We start from the raw sequence: 20,896 nt of genomic DNA on the forward strand, positions 1-20,896 counted from the left end.
AATTTAAATCTGTCGGTTACGTTTTACAAATGCAGCTAATTTAAGCCAGTTTCTTATCTCTCGATCTCGTTGTTCGTTTGTTGAATTATAAATAAATAAGTTACTTAGTAAATCACTTAGTTTTGTGGCAAAAATATCGCGATCGCCTGAATCTTTTTTAAACACATTCCTTCGCTCACAAAATGCTTTCGTCCATTGTCTAATTGCTTGTTGTGGCGCGGGATGTTGTAACCAAATCTCAGCAGCCCTCTCAAAAATTGACCAGTCTATTTCTTTATGTTGTTGGGCATATTCTACTAAGTTTCGCCAACAGTTAAAGACATCAAATTTAGCAGTGGCTTTTAAAATATTACCGTTGCCATAAATTGCCCGAACTTGAACCGCATCTTTTTGATACTTTTCGTTATTAGTAAGACAATAATGTTCTTTAGCTTCTTCTTCTGCTGACCAGAGATTTTCTAAAGCAATAGCTAGAGGAATGGAATGATGGGCGATAACAATGCCAAAACTAATAGTTGCTGCCGACCCCAGAGTAAATAAAGGACGATTTGGTAAGACTTTATTTCTCTGTTCTCTAATTTGCCAATAATCTCCTTGACTAACAAACTCATTACCTGGGTCTTCTTGTCCTTTAAAACATTGGCGAATATCCCACAGCCAACTATCCCATTCCCAGAGATTGGTATAGGCTAAAATATCATCGCCACCGCAATAAATTAGTCTGCCAGCATATCTAGATTCGGTGAGATAGGGGACTAATTGATTGGCAAAATCTAGTAGAGAACGACTCAAGGCACTATGGGTAGCGGGTCCCATTCTTTTATTGACTTTGAGAAATTCGCTTACTGGTTGTTTAATTTCGTCGGGAAAGCCGTCGATTTTTTCTTGTAATTCTTGGGGAATATATTCTCGATATTCTTTTAATTTACTTCCTTTTAACCATTCGCTCATACTATCGCCATCGCCAGCAGCGAGTACATACCAGTCAGTAGGGTTTTTACCAGGCGGAAAATGTTTAGTAATGGTATCTCTGAGTTTAGCGAGTTCGGCTTTTTTCTCTAGTTCATCTTGAGGAGTAAAGTTTTCATCTTCAATAAGCCAACCTGCATTTAATAATCGAGGATTGGGTAATTTGGGATAATGTTTGTTAATCCAAGGGATACCCCAAGAGTTTTTGTTTTTGTTTTCAGTTATTTTTTTTACCCAATCAAAGCGATCGCAAATTTCTTGACAAGCAGTTTGATAATATTTAATTGCTTCTTGATCTCCAGTAATTTCTGCCTGTTTTAACCAACCAGCAACCCCAGAACTGAGATCGGGGTAGGTTAAGGATAAATCTTTAATATCTAAGATTTTTGGGAGTATTCTGTGTAAAACTCGCTTAACAACTTCAGTGGCGTTTAATTCTTCAATGCCATCAAATAAACCCAGATTTCTTCGCTCAGACCAAAATTTTTTGGTTTGTCCTTCTGTTGCCCAGTCTGGTTTAGTTTCATCGTAAATAGGATGGACTACCGAACCGATTCCAGAAATGGTCGAACGAGGACCAAAAGCGGTTGGCATTGACCAAGTACGGGCATTTTTGACTGCGGTTAGATTATACCGAAGGCGATCGAAGATACTGCCCCACCAAGAACCGACATTCAGATTAGGTTGTCTGGAATAACCTTTAGAATCAGTTTCTGTTTCTTTGTCTAATAAACCAAAGACTGCTTTGAGAAATTCTGCTTCGTTGGTTTCAAATAAAGCTAAATTTTCTTTTAAATTAGTAAAATCATTTTGTGAATCGCACCACTGTTTATATTCATTATCTTTTCTGGGAGATTGAGTTAATTCTGTCTCTAAATTGCCAATGGGTAAAGCCGTCCAATAGGTTTGCCATTGAGATTTTAGCCAATCATCCCAAGTATGGGGGTTAATTTCTTTCCAGGCTGGATTCATATTTTGGAGAAACTCTAATGATTTAGTTCCTAATTCTTGCCACTCTTTTTCTAAAACTTGTTTGGCATATTGAGTTGCTGCATAAATGGGATTATCTTTAATCTCATCTCCCTGTTTACCGTTGTTGGGCAAAATCATGACAATGACATTAGGAAAACCAGCCGTAAGTAATTGTTGTGGTGTCGGTTCCTCTATCCACTGACTAAATTCGGGATATTCTTCTAATAACCAATGGTCGATTAAAGGTTGCTGATACAAACAAGGATATAAAAGTGTATCTGCACCGTATTTTTTGGCTAATTCCCAACAAACTTTGGCTGATAGATAATGCAGCAACCACGAACCAGCCCAGAAATCTCGCATTTTCCGACTAGCTTTTACTAGTTCTTGAACGGGAGAGAAAGTAAATACAACTAAATGAGGACGAGAGCGAGTAAAACTTTGACCTTTAGCCGGATAATCTTCTTTTTGGCGATAATAGCCTGCTAATCCTCCAGCTAGAGCGGAAGTAATGCTAGTATGGCTCCAAAGAGAAGTATCGGGTAGGCGAGTTTCGGCAGGCAGTAAATAGACTTCAGGGGTATCTTTAGCTAATAAATCGGGATAGCAACGCCATAACCACCAATGTACTTGAGAGGGATTATCCCAGTCTTTGATGGAGTTTAAAACTTCTAGTTCTTTCTGTTCTAAAAATTCTTTACGCTTACCTTGTTGTAACCTTTCATGCCATTGGCATATTTGTAATTTTTGAGCTTTACCAGAGAGTAAATGGTGAATTTGTAACCCGTTTTCTTGATAGCTAATCGCACTATATTGAGGAGCGAGTCTACCTATCGTACTGCGATCGCTTGCCGAGGCGATTAAGTCACATAATCCTACATGGTCTAGCCATGTACGATTGAGCGAACCTACCGCAGATCCGTCTTTTGGAGACTGCCATCCTTGCATACATCGAAGGATTTCCCACTGTCCTTCTCTACCTAAATCTTGACTGTGGGATAGGGCTTTTAAACCTGGATCGTGGAGCAATCCCCAAATTTTGGCTTGCCAGTAAGCTTCAGACACAATCGAAAGTTCCTTACAAGAGCTTTTTGAAACTATAGCTATTGTTCCCATTTAAATTCTAGAGTTAACACGATCTCGGAATTACTTTTTAAAAAGCATCTGTAATTAACCTATAGTCGGCGTTTTAGGATTTTTGATTGAGATTTTTAATTATTGGCTTTTCCTTGTGCGTATCTATCGACTAAATTTAAAGCTGCCTGACGGTGCTTTTCTACTAACTGAGGGGGAGATAGTACCTGTGCTCGATCGCCATAGCGTTGAACCCAAATACTAAATTCATCTAAGGAGCGAGGGGGCAATTCGAGGCAGTAATCTACATACTGAGGCTTGCCCGTCTGATTATCTTTGGGTCCGTGCCGAATCTTTTGATGGGGATGGCGCAGTTCTCCTTCTTCGATAAAGCTACTTACCGGAGGGAAGAAGCGAACTTTCACCTTGACAAACTCTAGCTCTCCTCTTAACTCTAACTGTTGTTCTTCAAGCTCGCCCAATTTAAACCCCCATCCATTCTTGAGAAGTCGGTAAGCTCTTTTGAGGCTTTGTTTTTGGGCTTCTATTCCCCTTCCCCCCGGTGTCAGAATCTGGCAGTAATTACTAAAACGATTGACCCGAGCGATCGCTAAACAACCATTACTACAAGATTCATAAAGCAAGTACCAGGCAATATCATAATAAATTAACTGGAGCGGCCAAATTACAAGCAGACCGACTTTTTGAGATCCGTAAAAATCGCAGGAGCGAGAAATTTCTATCGCCTGTCCTGCAAGGATTGCTCCTTCGACCTTGTCAATTTGATGAAACAGAGTATTCCTAAATTCTCCTTTTTCCATCATTTCTTGAGGATCTGTGTAATTAATGGCTCGATTTAAATGTTGTCGAACCGGATAAAAAAAATCTTGTTTCGGGTAATCTTTTTCCCGTCGAACGGCGGAGGTTTGAACTTCGTTAAATTCAAATCCTCTCAGTCTTTTACGGAGTTGGTAATAAATTTGTCTGATTCTGGGGTCGCCTTGGTAAATAGCTTGGGATTCTAAAGCATTGAAAGCCACTTTTAATTCATCTTGATTCATGACTCCAGTGCCCAAATAGTACCCCCAGCGATACATTCGGCGATCGAGAATGTAATAGTCGCGCAGTTTCTCCAAATCTCTTCGCAAGGTAGGTGTAGCTGGATAACCCTCTGGAAGTTGGAATCCAACTGCGGCTGCCAACTCTCTCAACTGCCTTTTCAAGGCTTCTAGGGCATTGTGATGATTACCTGATTCAGAAATTTCCGCTCGCTCGTTTTCCCGATAGCCAACACCGGGATAGTTAACCAAAGTAGCAATTAACAACATCAGACGGTCAAAAGCTTGCGGGTCGGCGTAAGGATGAGATTTAGCTGGTTTAGCCATTCATTTTTTAAGCCAGTATGATAAAACTCGTAAAGGTTTAGCTTGAGGTAGCTATTCTCGTCAAGCTAAAGCCAATCTAATTTTAACTTACCCATACCGATGCAAAAACTCTCAAGTCTAAGGCATTTCTGCTAAGAGAAAAATCGCTCTCGATATTGGCTTTAATTCGCTACCGAGACTTAACCCAGCTAAAGTAGCAATAAGAATTAGACCTGTAAAAAAAGCGAGGCATCGAATGTATCTTTCCCTGCGTGCTGCTTTTGTGCGTAACGTATTTGCTGCTGGAGTTAACGGAGCCATTACCCTCATTTTGCTCTTGATTGCACCGTTAGGATTGGCAGCAGTGATTGTTAACACTGTTATGGTTACGGCTTCTACCTTTGTAGTGTGTACTTTGGGAGATTTGGTCGTAGCTTGGCTATTGAAATCTTCCTCTCCCAATCAATTGACTCGGGGTGGAGAACTCAGACAATTCAATCCTTTCTCCCAACCCAGAGCAATTGACAGAAGAAAACGCTATTGATTCGGCTGTAACTAAGGCATGAAAAGTCTTTACGTATCTCAGCAAGGCTGTTACGTTTCTCTCAAACAAGAAAGCCTAATTGTCCAGCAGAAAGGAAAAGTTTTAGCTGAAGTTCAACTTCCCCTGTTGGAACAAATTCTGATTTTTGGTAAATCTCAGGTCACTACTCAAGCAATTCGCACCTGCTTGTGGCGCAATATTCCCATTGTCTATCTTTCTCGCATGGGATACTGCTACGGACGACTCCTTCCTCTCGAGCGTGGCTATCGCCATCTAACTCGCTATCAACAACAGATTAGTTCCCTAGAGCGATTGCTCGTAGCACGGGAAATTGTGCGAGCCAAGCTCAAAAATAGCCGCGTCATTCTCTTACGACAACAGCGACGGCACAACTCAGAAGCGATCGCTTTTGCCATTCAAAGTTTAGAGCATTTGATTCAAAAAGCCACACAAGCAGATAATTTAGAGCGATTGATGGGATATGAAGGTGCTGGGAGTGGTAGTTATTTCTCCGCTTTTGGCGAAAGTTTGACTAATCGCGAGTTTGTCTTTCTGGCTCGTTCTCGCAGACCGCCAGGAAATCCTGTCAACGCCTTGCTCAGTTTTGGCTATCAGGTATTATGGAATCACCTTTTGGCATTAATCGAAATCCAAGGACTCGATCCCTATCAAGCTTGTTTACACCAAGGAACAGAACGTCATGCCGCTCTAGCCTCAGATTTAATCGAAGAGTTTCGCGCACCAATTGTCGATTCTCTGGTATTGTGGCTGGTCAATAGCAAAGTGATGGATGCTGCTAAAGACTTTGAATATAACAATGGAGGCTGCTATCTCAATAATTCGGGACGGAAGAAATATTTGAAAGCCTTTTTACAGCGTATGGAAGAGGAAGTTCAAACTAATTCCCAACAGAAGCAACCACGCTGGGATTTGCTCGCACAGCAGGTGAAGTTGTTTAAGCAGTTTATCTATGAACCTTCTCGGGGTTATCAACCTTTCTTGATTCGTTAGCTGAAAGATGCTTTTCTATGTAGTCGTTTACGATCTTCCTTGCGACAAGCGGCGCAAAAAAGTAGCAGATTTATTAGAGGGATACGGTCAGCGGGTACAATACTCTGTCTTTGAATGTATCCTCACTAAAGCTAAGTATGATGAATTGCGCCAAAGATTGAAAAAACGTATTAAAGAAGAAGAAGATAGTGTCAGATTTTATCCCCTTTCCGGTCATACTTTAGCTCAAGTAGAAATTTGGGGACAACCTCCTCTAAGCAAACCTCCTAGTTCTCTTATCATCTAATTTGATTTTACCCGAGAGCGAGGGACTCGGAAAATCTCTAGAAGCTTCCTTTTTCGTTCAGCCCCTCGAACTTAATCTGCATAAAGGTTTCAAGATTTAGAAGTTCCTTTTTGGGAGAGTAGATGACTTTTAAGTGTAACCCCCTCGCAATTGACCTCTGGACAATAGTTGGGATATAGGTTTCAATGAAGAAGGGTCTCTATTTATTAGAGAAATTAGTTGAATGGAAACTTGAGATTGCCGGTGCGATGAATGCGGGTCAAACCAAAATCAGGTCTCTATTTATTAGAGAAATTAGTTGAATGGAAACTTCTCCACTGACTAGTGATGGTGGTTATTTCTACAGCGCGTCTCTATTTATTAGAGAAATTAGTTGAATGGAAACTTACCGGCGCGGGCATATCCGCCAATATAAATTAGTTTAGTCTCTATTTATTAGAGAAATTAGTTGAATGGAAACCGAGATCATCACGAAGCGGCGCGGCTCGACTCCCGCGGTCTCTATTTATTAGAGAAATTAGTTGAATGGAAACGTGAATAGAGCGGTGGAATTCTGATTACGATTCTCGTCTCTATTTATTAGAGAAATTAGTTGAATGGAAACGTGCTGTCGCTCGGGATGGCAGCCGGCGCATATCTGGTCTCTATTTATTAGAGAAATTAGTTGAATGGAAACATCAAGCTTACTCATGCCTTAAGTATCAACCTATAGTCTCTATTTATTAGAGAAATTAGTTGAATGGAAACGTGGATAAAGAAGTAACACTCTGCTGAGTGGCTTCTGCTATCGCTGTCTCTATTTATTAGAGAAATTAGTTGAATGGAAACTTAAACTAGCTCCAGTACAAGCAGAAAGAGTTCGGTCAGGGTCTCTATTTATTAGAGAAATTAGTTGAATGGAAACCCATTAACATAAATTGAAATAAGGTTCTTAGTTCTTCGTCTCTATTTATTAGAGAAATTAGTTGAATGGAAACGCAAAAGAAATACTCAAGAGATTGAGTAGTCATACTCAAGTCTCTATTTATTAGAGAAATTAGTTGAATGGAAACTTAGAGCAAGTGGATATCATTAGCCGTAATTTCGGGGGATGTCTCTATTTATTAGAGAAATTAGTTGAATGGAAACGTCGTTATTACAACAACAACGCGACGCTGAATACCAAGTCTCTATTTATTAGAGAAATTAGTTGAATGGAAACAGTAGGTTATACACTGTTGGGTTGAGTAGAGGTGTTTAGTCTCTATTTATTAGAGAAATTAGTTGAATGGAAACTATACCTCGTGTATAACAATGATAACGACTGGGACTACCGTCTCTATTTATTAGAGAAATTAGTTGAATGGAAACTCAACCCTATAAGTTAGATAATTGTCTGACTAGATTACATAGCTATCTAGTCAAGTCTCTATTTATTAGAGAAATTAGTTGAATGGAAACAAGAGTCCCCCGCTAAGGGGACGACCTCTACTAGGAATTAGTCTCTATTTATTAGAGAAATTAGTTGAATGGAAACCCAACACCACGAGATAGTGCGCTGGCTAATCTAAAGGCGTCTCTATTTATTAGAGAAATTAGTTGAATGGAAACCTAGCAAAAACAACTCGGTCAGGTTGACTTTCATTGGTCTCTATTTATTAGAGAAATTAGTTGAATGGAAACCGAACACTGTTTTTCTCCTTAATTCTTTTTTTTGCTTAGTCTCTATTTATTAGAGAAATTAGTTGAATGGAAACAGTAATTCAGCCTGTAGTAGATACGGTAGTACGCGGAGTCTCTATTTATTAGAGAAATTAGTTGAATGGAAACTCGGTCATTGGTATTGAATTCCACGATCCAAATAAGAACTACGTCTCTATTTATTAGAGAAATTAGTTGAATGGAAACCCATTCACGTAATATCCTGCTCGGCGTAGAATGTAGGATAGTCTCTATTTATTAGAGAAATTAGTTGAATGGAAACTCAATAGAAAAAAGGAAATTTTCTATTATTGTTTCTTATTGGGTCTCTATTTATTAGAGAAATTAGTTGAATGGAAACACTGATCTTGTGATTGACCAAAAACCATCGACGATGGGGTCTCTATTTATTAGAGAAATTAGTTGAATGGAAACCCTTTTTCCCGTTAGAGCTTAGCGACACTGTAACTATTGTCTCTATTTATTAGAGAAATTAGTTGAATGGAAACTGAAATACACAATTCTGTTCCCAATAACAAAACAATACAAGTCTCTATTTATTAGAGAAATTAGTTGAATGGAAACGATGTAAGTATTTGACAAGAGTCAGCGTTGAAACCTCATACTCGTCTCTATTTATTAGAGAAATTAGTTGAATGGAAACTAGTAGCGCGTACTCCGAAGGTGTAACTCGCGCCGATACGTCTCTATTTATTAGAGAAATTAGTTGAATGGAAACTTGAGGTATTCCCTTATGTAGGGGTTTTCCAAGCTCTGTCTCTATTTATTAGAGAAATTAGTTGAATGGAAACGTCGGAATCAATGTGGTAACGTTACGCGATTCTCCATTCAAGTCTCTATTTATTAGAGAAATTAGTTGAATGGAAACTCGCGTATCCGATTAATCACTGGATTATCAAATAGTGAATCAGTCTCTATTTATTAGAGAAATTAGTTGAATGGAAACTCGACCGTAGAAGGCGCGTTAGTGACGACTGCGTCTGGTCTCTATTTATTAGAGAAATTAGTTGAATGGAAACGTAGGAGATAGACCCTACCCACTCCGCCATATCCCTGGTCTCTATTTATTAGAGAAATTAGTTGAATGGAAACATGTTTATCGGTAAACTGCTTGATTAAATCCATACTCTATCCGTCTCTATTTATTAGAGAAATTAGTTGAATGGAAACCGGGTTAGTTCATATAGGAGTGTTTTAAGTTCTTCCCGTCTCTATTTATTAGAGAAATTAGTTGAATGGAAACGAGTCTCCAATAGTAGGTAGAACGTTCGGTAGTGAGGTCTCTATTTATTAGAGAAATTAGTTGAATGGAAACAGTGTGCTCCTAATTTGAGAGTGACTTCCGCGTCTAGACGTCTCTATTTATTAGAGAAATTAGTTGAATGGAAACATAGAGACAACTCCTGTTCGATTTGGAACTCGACAAAGTCTCTATTTATTAGAGAAATTAGTTGAATGGAAACTCACAACCTACTCAATCGAGTAGGTTTTTTTTGTTACCTAGGTCTCTATTTATTAGAGAAATTAGTTGAATGGAAACCTATGCAACTGGGCAACGCGTTCTTTGGTAATCCCCAAGTCTCTATTTATTAGAGAAATTAGTTGAATGGAAACAAAAAATGATATTGGGGATAGATGCTGAACAATCTTGAGTCTCTATTTATTAGAGAAATTAGTTGAATGGAAACCTGGCGAGAGCTTTCGCCAGTAATTCTGCGGTTGCGTTAGTCTCTATTTATTAGAGAAATTAGTTGAATGGAAACAATCCTGTGATCCAAATCACACCCCGTACTATGGAGTAATACCAAAGTCTCTATTTATTAGAGAAATTAGTTGAATGGAAACTATGCGGGCGGTGATATGTACGGTACTTTTAGCACCGTCTCTATTTATTAGAGAAATTAGTTGAATGGAAACTTGGGAGAAGCACAATCTTTTTCCATTTTTTGGCGAGTCTCTATTTATTAGAGAAATTAGTTGAATGGAAACGATACTACATCTTGTAGTGTTGCGCCCTTTTTCCATGAATAGTCTCTATTTATTAGAGAAATTAGTTGAATGGAAACGTTGGTTTGTTTATTTCTATATTTATATAGTATATCTCCGGTCTCTATTTATTAGAGAAATTAGTTGAATGGAAACCTGGGTTAAAGACTTCCCGCCGTCGGAAGCTATCCAGTCCTGTCTCTATTTATTAGAGAAATTAGTTGAATGGAAACATAGTGTTGGTGGAAGTAAAGGTAGTAGTCATTGGTTTGTCTCTATTTATTAGAGAAATTAGTTGAATGGAAACGGCGTCAAGCAATTTACCAACATACACAACCTACCGAGTCTCTATTTATTAGAGAAATTAGTTGAATGGAAACCCTACCCATTTTGCCATATCCCAGGCGGTGTAGACCCCGCCTAAGTCTCTATTTATTAGAGAAATTAGTTGAATGGAAACAAGGAAATTTTATCGTTGGTTATTAAAAACCTTTATGTCTCTATTTATTAGAGAAATTAGTTGAATGGAAACAAGGATGCTTATTAAGTTAAGTGCCTCTTTGTATTTCTTCTTGTGTCTCTATTTATTAGAGAAATTAGTTGAATGGAAACACGAAATACCCTGCACGGCGCAGGATATACTCGATATGGGTCTCTATTTATTAGAGAAATTAGTTGAATGGAAACTTCCACCAAGAAGAACCTGAAGGTACCCCAAGGTCTCTATTTATTAGAGAAATTAGTTGAATGGAAACCTCAATATCAACCCCCATTAGTAGGAACCGAAAGAGGTCTTTTAGTCTCTATTTATTAGAGAAATTAGTTGAATGGAAACTCATTGCTGTTGTCTCCTTGTTTGTTTTTTGCTTATATCGTCTCTATTTATTAGAGAAATTAGTTGAATGGAAACTACATTCACTTTCATAGGCTGCTACGGGCATTTTTAATGTCTCTATTTATTAGAGAAATTAGTTGAATGGAAACACGGGATAGCCTCTTAGAATCATATCGGCGAAAGCGGGGATAGCGCGTCTCTATTTATTAGAGAAATTAGTTGAATGGAAACTTTGGGCTAAACTCTAGAGGATAGAATCTAACCAAGATTCGTCTCTATTTATTAGAGAAATTAGTTGAATGGAAACCCATCCCATACCATAATCGCGTGGATAAATTGGTTAGGGAAAGATTGTCTCTATTTATTAGAGAAATTAGTTGAATGGAAACGGGCTTTACTTAGAAGTTTATCCTGTTATATGGACAACTGTCTCTATTTATTAGAGAAATTAGTTGAATGGAAACCTGAGGGGTGTTCAACCCCCATACGTTCTCTCTAAGGGGGTGTCTCTATTTATTAGAGAAATTAGTTGAATGGAAACTAGACAAGACCGTCGGCGGGTCCTTGCCCATAGGTTTCAAGTCTCTATTTATTAGAGAAATTAGTTGAATGGAAACACTTAATGAGGCGCTTGTGCGGCTGGATAATACACACAGTCTCTATTTATTAGAGAAATTAGTTGAATGGAAACAGCCGATAGACAAGTCAACCAACAGTTAACAGCCTACTCGTCTCTATTTATTAGAGAAATTAGTTGAATGGAAACCCTAATTGTGATTTATATAAATAGTCCCAATCGGTAGGGCCGTTATGTCTCTATTTATTAGAGAAATTAGTTGAATGGAAACGGAGTATTCATCGCTGGTGCGAATAGCATCCACCTTGTCTCTATTTATTAGAGAAATTAGTTGAATGGAAACTAGTCCGTATCTTTCGTCAATGAAAGTCAGTACCTGGTCTCTATTTATTAGAGAAATTAGTTGAATGGAAACTAAGCAGTAGAAGTCAATGTTCATTTTTTCACCTATATAGTCTCTATTTATTAGAGAAATTAGTTGAATGGAAACATAAAAAATGACCGAGTAATTTCGGTCAACTAGTTGAGTGGAGTCTCTATTTATTAGAGAAATTAGTTGAATGGAAACTTTGAATGGCAATTCCCCTGTCGGCTGGCTCTCGATGGCACTAATGCTGTTGTCTCTATTTATTAGAGAAATTAGTTGAATGGAAACAGCAAAGAGTCATTTGTTTATCTCCTTTGATTTGTTGTTGTCTCTATTTATTAGAGAAATTAGTTGAATGGAAACATGTACTTGAGTAAGGCTGAAACATGGGATTGATAGTGGTCTCTATTTATTAGAGAAATTAGTTGAATGGAAACCTCTTTACACTCTCTTCACACTCTTTATGTCTCTCTCTTCGTCTCTATTTATTAGAGAAATTAGTTGAATGGAAACAAGGATTTTAACCATGATGTACTTAGACGGTTTTGTTGTGTCTCTATTTATTAGAGAAATTAGTTGAATGGAAACGCATGAATCTGAAGAGGTCTTTTAACTCTTCCCCGTCTCTATTTATTAGAGAAATTAGTTGAATGGAAACATTGAGAGGCGGTAACTGGTAGTTCTCCTAGCGGGGACGTCTCTATTTATTAGAGAAATTAGTTGAATGGAAACTTTGGTAAGTATTCTTATCAAAGAATTCTGCGTTATCGTCTCTATTTATTAGAGAAATTAGTTGAATGGAAACTTAAACTCCTTCGTGTAGGACTTCCGTTCCATCTCTTCCTCCGGTCTCTATTTATTAGAGAAATTAGTTGAATGGAAACAGGGATTCTAGCCAAGCTTCAGCGCGCTTAACCTCTTCGGTCTCTATTTATTAGAGAAATTAGTTGAATGGAAACTCGCACCCTCCTTCGGTAGGCAGGGGGCAATTGTGTGCCGGGTCTCTATTTATTAGAGAAATTAGTTGAATGGAAACTTATAAATTACACTGCTGGTACGGAAAAGATTAGTCAATTCTTGTCTCTATTTATTAGAGAAATTAGTTGAATGGAAACGTCGTTAGGGTTATTGTACACTAGGTACAGTGGTTCAACGGGTCTCTATTTATTAGAGAAATTAGTTGAATGGAAACATTCAAGTTCCCAGATTTTGTTACAGACAAGAATAACCTGAAGTCTCTATTTATTAGAGAAATTAGTTGAATGGAAACGCGTATGGGCCGGTACCACTCCCCGCCCGCTTGGGGTGGTCTCTATTTATTAGAGAAATTAGTTGAATGGAAACTTACTGGTATAGAAAGTATCAGGTTCAACGGTCTTTAGTCTCTATTTATTAGAGAAATTAGTTGAATGGAAACTTCAAATAAATCGCCGTGGAGAATACCTGCTTTGTGTAGTCTCTATTTATTAGAGAAATTAGTTGAATGGAAACCTCATTAGATTGAGCCGCTTGTTCTAGAATTGATTGAATATTGTCTCTATTTATTAGAGAAATTAGTTGAATGGAAACGTTATGGTTGACTTAGTGAATAAAAACATAAGGATTCCTTATTGTCTCTATTTATTAGAGAAATTAGTTGAATGGAAACTCGTGGTTGATCCGTCTTCTTGTACTGTGACAGGAAGGTCTCTATTTATTAGAGAAATTAGTTGAATGGAAACGGAGGGAACGACAATACCGGTGAAGGCCGGAGTACGTTGTCTCTATTTATTAGAGAAATTAGTTGAATGGAAACAGAGACCAGATTGATTCACTCAGGCATGCCGCAGCAGTCTCTATTTATTAGAGAAATTAGTTGAATGGAAACTGGGGTTTTGTTGGGGTTATAGGATAGAGTCGAGTATTAATGTCTCTATTTATTAGAGAAATTAGTTGAATGGAAACTCATTCTCAGTGTATTGGAATTGAGCCGCTACGTCGTGTCTCTATTTATTAGAGAAATTAGTTGAATGGAAACGGGATAGTAACTCAACACTCCCTTCGGGGACATTACGTCTCTATTTATTAGAGAAATTAGTTGAATGGAAACAGCGGGATACTTTGGTTCCTGTGAAGATACCAACGACGGACGGTCTCTATTTATTAGAGAAATTAGTTGAATGGAAACCGTTAAGTACCCTGAAGGAACCTAGATACAATCCGTTGGTCTCTATTTATTAGAGAAATTAGTTGAATGGAAACCTACCGCGAGCGCGAGGTGTTGACCCTGGTGGCGAACGGCCGCAGGTCTCTATTTATTAGAGAAATTAGTTGAATGGAAACACAAGATTTCCGATAGTACGGGGTCCCAAGTACGGGGTGTCTCTATTTATTAGAGAAATTAGTTGAATGGAAACTACTCAAGGTGGTCAATCAACCTTTGGTCTAACTCCAACTGTCTCTATTTATTAGAGAAATTAGTTGAATGGAAACCGCCCTAGAACGCGAAATAAACCCCTTAGAGAGAACGTGTCTCTATTTATTAGAGAAATTAGTTGAATGGAAACGTGGGAACCAGCCAACGAATCTCTGTGGTCTTGAAGTCCCGTCTCTATTTATTAGAGAAATTAGTTGAATGGAAACGTACACAAGGTACAACGACTCGGCGGATTCAGCGGCGTCTCTATTTATTAGAGAAATTAGTTGAATGGAAACAAAGCTGAATTAGATTGGTTAGAAAAGAACGCCGTTATTCACTACGTAGTCTCTATTTATTAGAGAAATTAGTTGAATGGAAACCGCCGAAGTTAAGGCACAAATAGAATACAGTTTTTGAGGTCTCTATTTATTAGAGAAATTAGTTGAATGGAAACTTCACCCCAAGCGGGCGGGGGGTATTCCCAGCCCATACGCGGTGGAAGTCTCTATTTATTAGAGAAATTAGTTGAATGGAAACAACGTAAAATAGGTACGGCGTGTGTGGTGAATTTATATCCTAGTCTCTATTTATTAGAGAAATTAGTTGAATGGAAACAGACATCGCACTTCCCTTACACCATCCGCTGTCTCGAGTCTCTATTTATTAGAGAAATTAGTTGAATGGAAACACAAGATTTCCGATAGTACGGGGTCCCAAGTACGGGGTGGTCTCTATTTATTAGAGAAATTAGTTGAATGGAAACGAAATTGCGGCTGCGGTATGTGGTACAATAGCTGTCATGTCTCTATTTATTAGAGAAATTAGTTGAATGGAAACGTAGCTGCATAAGTGGTAACGGGGTTTCGGGTGTAGGAACTGTCTCTATTTATTAGAGAAATTAGTTGAATGGAAACCCCTTACGTCTTACCTAACGTAATCGGCTTCTATAAAACGAGTCTCTATTTATTAGAGAAATTAGTTGAATGGAAACTTGGGGGTGAGAGAGACTATTCTATCTCAATGTCAACCCCGTCTCTATTTATTAGAGAAATTAGTTGAATGGAAACCCCGTAGTAGACGGTATTACCGTCCATTGAATATCCTTCAGTCTCTATTTATTAGAGAAATTAGTTGAATGGAAACTAGATAGAGTTGCTTGAGTAGTCATTGTTTTTCTTTTCCGTCTCTATTTATTAGAGAAATTAGTTGAATGGAAACATCTATGCACGTGGCACAAACTACAAGCAGTAGAGAGTCTCTATTTATTAGAGAAATTAGTTGAATGGAAACTTGAGATATTTCCTTATGTAGGGATTTTCCAATCTCTCCCCGTGTCTCTATTTATTAGAGAAATTAGTTGAATGGAAACTTCTGCATGTTCAGCCCATATTGTCCCCCAAATTGGGCTGTCTCTATTTATTAGAGAAATTAGTTGAATGGAAACTCTAGTAATTCAACAATGTTTAACATTTTGTTTGGCTCGTCTCTATTTATTAGAGAAATTAGTTGAATGGAAACTTGGACAACCAGCGTATGTCCGGTGGAGTTCAACGCGGTCTCTATTTATTAGAGAAATTAGTTGAATGGAAACAAGGAAATACGGGTATATTTCCGAATAAAGTCCCGTTTGGTCGTCTCTATTTATTAGAGAAATTAGTTGAATGGAAACTGCCTTAACTTCGGCGGCGCAGGACGACTCCATGAGGTGTCTCTATTTATTAGAGAAATTAGTTGAATGGAAACACCCTATCGCACAGGATGCCCGTGTGGAGTCGTCAAAATGTCTCTATTTATTAGAGAAATTAGTTGAATGGAAACAGATACTTCTCTTATTTGATTCCCCAATTGATATAGGTCTCTATTTATTAGAGAAATTAGTTGAATGGAAACCTTTTATTGATACGGTCAACGAACTAGCTGTTGCTGAGTCTCTATTTATTAGAGAAATTAGTTGAATGGAAACGTGGTATATCCGATATCGACCGTGCATGGAAGATCGAGTCTCTATTTATTAGAGAAATTAGTTGAATGGAAACCGTAACAAGTAGGCTACTTGGGTTTCAGGTAGTCTAGTTTGTCTCTATTTATTAGAGAAATTAGTTGAATGGAAACCAGGGAAAGGGTTCGGTGGCACACCGACTGCAAAAGAAGTCTCTATTTATTAGAGAAATTAGTTGAATGGAAACCACTCAATGAATATACATAATTAATTGAGTCGTCCGGTAGTAGTCTCTATTTATTAGAGAAATTAGTTGAATGGAAACGAAGCCTTTTTGGCGTCCTTCAGTGTAACGCCATAGGTTGTCTCTATTTATTAGAGAAATTAGTTGAATGGAAACAGTAAATCGATTAAGTCCTCTCCGCGCACGCGGATTTCTCCAGTCTCTATTTATTAGAGAAATTAGTTGAATGGAAACTTCCGATTAGATGCTACCAATAGGAAATTTTGCATGCTGGAGTCTCTATTTATTAGAGAAATTAGTTGAATGGAAACTAGCATGAATCGGAGTAAGTCTCTCAGTTCATCTCCGGAGGTCTCTATTTATTAGAGAAATTAGTTGAATGGAAACTAGCCGTTCTCTTGACAACCTTCAAATGAATATCCATTGTCTCTATTTATTAGAGAAATTAGTTGAATGGAAACCCCGCTTGGCGGTTCCATGGTAAATTTCAGGGATATCAGTCTCTATTTATTAGAGAAATTAGTTGAATGGAAACATTAGTATCTATGGGGCGGGGTTTTAGAGGTCGTCCCAGAACCGTGGATATGCGTGCTGTAATTAATGCTATCTTCTATGTTCTGGTAGCTAGATGTGCCTGGTCATTGTTACCTCATGATTTCCCAAAATGGAAAACGGTCTACCATTATTTCCGGCAATGGCGTATAAATGGTGCTTGGGAGCGAATTCATGAACAGTTGCGACAATGGGTACAAGCCATAGAAGACCGTCATCCAAGCCCATCGGCTGCGGTTTTAGATAACCAATCGGTAGAAACAGCAACCATGATTCATCTTGAAGTTGGCTATGATGCAGGTAAACAAGTTAAAGGACGTAAACGGCATATTTGGGTTGATACTTTGGGCTTGTTAATGGTCGTGGTAGTCACTGCAGCTAACTTGCCAGAACGAGAAGGGGCTAAATTGGTTTTTGCTCTCGGACATCAAATGAAAACCAAATTTTCTCGTCTCATCAAAATTTGGGTCGATAGTGGTTATCGAGGTGAGGGGTTTATGCGTTTAGTGATGGATATATACGGCTGGGTTCTTGAAACCGTTCTATGCTCTGACTCTGCCAACGGTTTTGAAGTTTTGCCGAGGCGCTGGGTAGTTGAACGAACCTGGGCACGTTCGGCTCCACAACACTGCTTAAGTCCTCGATGGTACTCCTCAATTGCCCAAGCAAACTCGGCAAATTGTAGCCGTTGAAGTGGACCTAACTTGAGGTCATTGGTCGCCCAGTAATCAATGTCACCGTCTGGAGTGACGATCTTGAAGACTTTGACGAACCCATCCCCTTTGAGGTGTACTACAGTACCAGTCGCAGCAATGGCAACCTCGTGTACAGGACGGTTCCCAGTGTTATCTGGGTTAACGTGCCGATTCCGCTTGAGCCGAGATAACCAAACCCAACCATACTCTCGAATCAGTTTGAGATTGTCGAGGCTGCTGTACCAACTGTCAAACACCACACATTGGGGAGTAAATCCCCGTTCTGTAGCCCTTGCCAGCATGGCACGGAAATGGTCGTTCTTGGTTGCTCCATCGACATACTTTTCGTCAAACCGATAGTCCAACGGGATGTGACCTGTCGGCTAGAGTGCCAGCCTTCTTTTGACATTAAAGGTAATTTTTTCCTCGCGCTCATTCTCTAGTGACTGATAACTGACTAGAGCGACGGCTATCGAGCCACTGCTGTAAAATAATCGCAGCAGCCAGGCGATCGATCGCCCCTTTGTCGCGGCTAGAAAATTGTTTGCGCTCTTTTAACTGCTGTTCGGCTTCTAGAGAGGTCAGCCGTTCGTCAACGTATTCGACGGGTAATTGCAAGGCTTTCGATAGTCGCCGAGCAAATTTTTGTACTTGCCGCGCCTGAAATCCCAGACTGCCATCCATCGAATAGGGCAAACCGACGACCAGGATCTGGACGTCTCGTTCCTCGACGAGTTGCCTGAGCTGCTCTAGGTCTCGCTCGAAGGAGGTTCGCTCGATGGTAGTTATGCCGGTGGCGATTAACCCCGTCCCATCGCACCCCGCCACGCCAATCCGCTTTTTACCCACATCCAATCCCAAGGCAGAGATTTTTGACATCAATGACTCTTTTTCAGAATTGAGGATTGATATCCGATCCCTCTGAAGATCCGTCAGAGGTTTTCCCATTTTTAGACGACGAGTTGGAGGGAATTTCCGAACTTTCTGGATGATGAGAGGTGATTGGCGGCGACTGAAACGGCACTTTTTGCCAAGACATTCTGCTAGGGATTGGAGTACGAGGAATTGCTTGCAATCCCTGAAGCATTTCTGACAACTGCAACCCTTCTGGTTTCGTCTCTTTTAATTTGTGCCATACAGAACGAGACATGAGTAACGTATGCGCTATTCTTTGCGCTCCTAATTTTTCTAGATACTCTTCCCGTTCGTGCTGGTAGTCTGCCGATACCAGTTCGAGTTCTTGAGACGGTAAATCTTTTACCAGTCGTGCCATTTGAGCGAGTAACTTGGGATAGAGCCAGGTGTAGGCTGGGTGAACGGTCAGTCTAGCTTGATGGGGACGAGAACCATTTTTCTGCAAATTTAACTGAAAATAGCCGATCGCTGCTTTGCGCTGCGGTTCAAAAACGTAGCCGCTAATCGTCTCGGTACGATGGCACCATTGGTTGAATTTTGTCAGCAGCGTGTTGACAAAGCTGGTTTTAAAGTCCTGGACGTGACGGTCGAAGACTTGACGCAACAGAGGCGGCATCGAAACACAATCCAATTGGAAGAGCAATTGAGCATCTGCGTTGCTAATTGGCAGCAGATTGGGCAAGTCCGGGTCGTTTTGCGCCAACTCTGCTAGCAAATCGGGAGCGAGCGACCAATAGGTCATCTGAGCTAACGGCTGAAAACCGTTGTGTCGATATAATGCCAAAGCACCTTTTTCGTTGACATCGAGTTCCAGAACCCAGGTTCTTGCTTCCCAAATGGTTTCAAAACAGTAGCGTAACAGTTGCGAACCGATTGCTAGCGGATCTACCACCGGGCAATCGCCCGATCTCGCGATCGATACCCGACCTACTTGCCAGGTGCTGCGAGTTTTGTTGAAAGGAGCAACTTGAATCCAACCCAGCAGTTTGTGTGCGTTGCGATTGTCTGCACTTACTAGCTCGGCAACGTAAACGCAAAAATGGTACTGAAACGGATTGGGAAAAAGACTTAAAAACTTAAGCGGCCCGTACCAGCGTCGGAGTTGTTGCACTTGCTCGTCTAGGTTCGCGCGATCGCTCAACCGTTCGACTTCGGAAGACTCGGCGGCTAGAGCCTCGATCGCTTCTAAGTCGCGATACTGTGCCGGACGGACGAGGATTTTGGCGGTGTCAGAAAGAAATGAGTTCATCAGATCGCGGCTCGGTGAAATGCCTACTGCCTTTATCTTATATTTCTATCAGTCTATCAAAACTTTTGGGGCGACCGATTTTGGTAGCGATCGGCACTTTTGGGTTCTTACTACTAAGATCGTTTGTTAAGAGGCGAAGCGTCTATATTTTCATAGGTTGTCTTTAGTTCTCGAGATTTTTAAGAGGATTTTTAGATTTTCGTTACCTATTTTCATAAAGATTTGTAAACTATTACTAATCCATCTCTCTATTTGAACGCTAGATATCAAATTAATGAAACCCATTATCAGTGCTGAGCACTTTTTACTAATCGGTCATATCCTATCGATGGCTTTTGGCTTGGCAGGATTATTAATCGTCTTGCCGAATCCTGAATTTGTCGTCAACCTGCCAGAATTCGGTAAAACTGCCTTTGCTTGGTCGATGGCGGGGGGTGGCGTAGTTTACATGCTTTTAGCAACGGCTGCCGTTGCCGTCTACGCCTATCGAACCTTGGGACTGTGGCACTGGCTGGGGTTTATGGTGCCGGCGATCGCTCTGTCTCTGTGCAGCGAACTGTTGGGAACGAGTACGGGCTTTCCCTTCGGTCACTACCGCTATCTGACCGGCTTGGGCTATAAGGTGGCGGGTTTAGTGCCCTTTACCATTCCCCTATCTTGGTTCTATTTGGGATTTAGCGCCTATCTGCTCGCCCGTGCGGGCTTGGCAAGCCGTCAAATTCCGAATTGGGTACAGTATGTGGGCGCGATCGCTTTCGGTGCAACCATGTTAACTTCCTGGGACTTCGTTCTCGATCCCGCTATGAGTCAAACCACTATGCCGTTCTGGGTTTGGGAGCAACCGGGCGCTTTCTTTGGCATGCCCTATCAAAACTTTGCTGGTTGGTTGGGAACGGGAACGGTATTTATGACCGTAGCGACTCTGCTATGGAAAGCAAAACCCGTAACCCTGCCTCGGACGCAATTGGGACTGCCATTAGCTATATATCTCAGCAACTTTGCCTTTGCCACCATTATGAGCGTGGCTGCTGGGATCTACATTCCTATCTTCTTAGGGGTCATTTTAGGAGTAGTGCCCGCGATCGCATTTTATCAATTGGCACGCGCTGGGGCTAGCCAAGCTGCAATGCAATCCTCCGATGAAATGGTCGCTACGGAAATAACCGAGATCGCCTCCGTAAAAGTCCCTATAGGAGTCATGCCTAAGTGATAGCTGGA

9 protein-coding genes, 1 pseudogene and 1 CRISPR repeat array are annotated in these 20,896 nt (G+C 40.1%); of the genes and pseudogenes, 5 read left to right on the plus strand and 5 right to left on the minus strand.

Going from position 1 to position 20,896, the window contains the following annotated elements; all coding sequences use genetic code 11:
- Positions 1-3 precede the first annotated feature (3 nt).
- Together cas10 and NIES593_RS04020 are read right to left on the minus strand one after the other, a co-directional pair.
- Positions 4-3,006: a type III-B CRISPR-associated protein Cas10/Cmr2 gene (gene cas10, locus NIES593_RS04015; protein ID WP_175561027.1), complete on the minus strand. Its 3,003-nt coding sequence runs from the start codon at positions 3,004-3,006 to the stop codon at positions 4-6.
- Between the two features lie 146 nt (positions 3,007-3,152).
- Positions 3,153-4,400, minus strand: a complete 1,248-nt coding sequence (locus NIES593_RS04020) for a helix-turn-helix transcriptional regulator (protein WP_073598366.1) — start codon at positions 4,398-4,400, stop codon at positions 3,153-3,155.
- Between the two features lie 235 nt (positions 4,401-4,635).
- Between NIES593_RS04020 and csx18 the strand changes: the two genes are divergently transcribed.
- The 4 genes from csx18 to NIES593_RS04040 all read left to right on the plus strand — a co-directional run bounded on the left by csx18 (position 4,636) and on the right by NIES593_RS04040 (position 17,511).
- On the plus strand, positions 4,636-4,923 hold the full coding sequence (gene csx18, locus NIES593_RS04025) for a CRISPR-associated protein Csx18 (protein WP_073598367.1): 288 nt from the start codon (positions 4,636-4,638) through the stop codon (positions 4,921-4,923).
- Between the two features lie 18 nt (positions 4,924-4,941).
- A complete protein-coding gene (cas1, locus tag NIES593_RS04030) occupies positions 4,942-5,934 on the plus strand; it encodes a CRISPR-associated endonuclease Cas1 (protein ID WP_073598368.1) in 993 nt (330 codons plus the stop codon).
- A gap of 7 nt (positions 5,935-5,941) precedes the next feature.
- Complete coding sequence (gene cas2 / locus NIES593_RS04035; protein WP_073598369.1) at positions 5,942-6,220, plus strand: CRISPR-associated endonuclease Cas2; 279 nt, start codon at positions 5,942-5,944, stop codon at positions 6,218-6,220.
- A 195-nt stretch (positions 6,221-6,415) separates the two neighbouring features.
- Positions 6,416-16,802: direct repeats of the CRISPR family, unit length 36 nt; unit sequence GTCTCTATTTATTAGAGAAATTAGTTGAATGGAAAC.
- Positions 16,803-16,812: 10 nt separating this feature from the next.
- Positions 16,813-17,511, plus strand: a complete 699-nt coding sequence (locus NIES593_RS04040) for an IS5 family transposase (RefSeq protein WP_073598370.1) — start codon at positions 16,813-16,815, stop codon at positions 17,509-17,511.
- Here NIES593_RS04040 and NIES593_RS25435 read toward each other — a convergent pair.
- From NIES593_RS25435 to NIES593_RS04055, 3 genes and pseudogenes are all read right to left on the minus strand, one after another.
- Positions 17,415-17,888, minus strand: a pseudogene (locus tag NIES593_RS25435) (transposase); the annotation flags it as partial. The gene NIES593_RS04040 and the pseudogene NIES593_RS25435 overlap by 97 nt on opposite strands.
- Before the next feature lie 58 nt (positions 17,889-17,946).
- Positions 17,947-18,393, minus strand: a complete 447-nt coding sequence (gene ruvX / locus NIES593_RS04050) for a Holliday junction resolvase RuvX (protein ID WP_073598371.1) — start codon at positions 18,391-18,393, stop codon at positions 17,947-17,949.
- Between the two features lie 13 nt (positions 18,394-18,406).
- On the minus strand, positions 18,407-19,678 hold the full coding sequence (locus NIES593_RS04055; RefSeq protein WP_073598372.1) for a GNAT family N-acetyltransferase: 1,272 nt from the start codon (positions 19,676-19,678) through the stop codon (positions 18,407-18,409).
- A 274-nt stretch (positions 19,679-19,952) separates the two neighbouring features.
- Here NIES593_RS04055 and cruF point away from each other — a divergent pair, with 274 nt between their 5' ends.
- Entirely contained in the window at positions 19,953-20,888 is a 936-nt protein-coding gene (cruF, locus tag NIES593_RS04060) for a gamma-carotene 1'-hydroxylase CruF (RefSeq protein ID WP_073598373.1), read from the plus strand.
- The last annotated feature ends 8 nt before the right edge of the window (positions 20,889-20,896 follow it).

Source organism: Hydrococcus rivularis NIES-593 (genome assembly GCF_001904635.1).
Taxonomy (GTDB): Bacteria; Cyanobacteriota; Cyanobacteriia; order Cyanobacteriales; family Microcystaceae; genus Hydrococcus; species Hydrococcus rivularis.

Bases quoted from the DNA above. Each gene is read 5' to 3' on its own strand.
- csx18 (WP_073598367.1), top strand. From the start codon at position 4,636: ATGTATCTTTCCCTGCGTGCTGCTTTTGTGCGTAACGTATTTGCTGCT.
- cas1 (WP_073598368.1), top strand. From the start codon at position 4,942: ATGAAAAGTCTTTACGTATCTCAGCAAGGCTGTTACGTTTCTCTCAAA.
- NIES593_RS04040 (WP_073598370.1), top strand. From the start codon at position 16,813: ATGGGGCGGGGTTTTAGAGGTCGTCCCAGAACCGTGGATATGCGTGCT.
- cruF (WP_073598373.1), top strand. From the start codon at position 19,953: ATGAAACCCATTATCAGTGCTGAGCACTTTTTACTAATCGGTCATATC.
- ruvX (WP_073598371.1), bottom strand. From the start codon at position 18,393: ATGTCAAAAATCTCTGCCTTGGGATTGGATGTGGGTAAAAAGCGGATT.
- NIES593_RS04055 (WP_073598372.1), bottom strand. From the start codon at position 19,678: ATGAACTCATTTCTTTCTGACACCGCCAAAATCCTCGTCCGTCCGGCA.
- cas2 (WP_073598369.1), top strand. From the start codon at position 5,942: ATGCTTTTCTATGTAGTCGTTTACGATCTTCCTTGCGACAAGCGGCGC.
- NIES593_RS04020 (WP_073598366.1), bottom strand. From the start codon at position 4,400: ATGGCTAAACCAGCTAAATCTCATCCTTACGCCGACCCGCAAGCTTTT.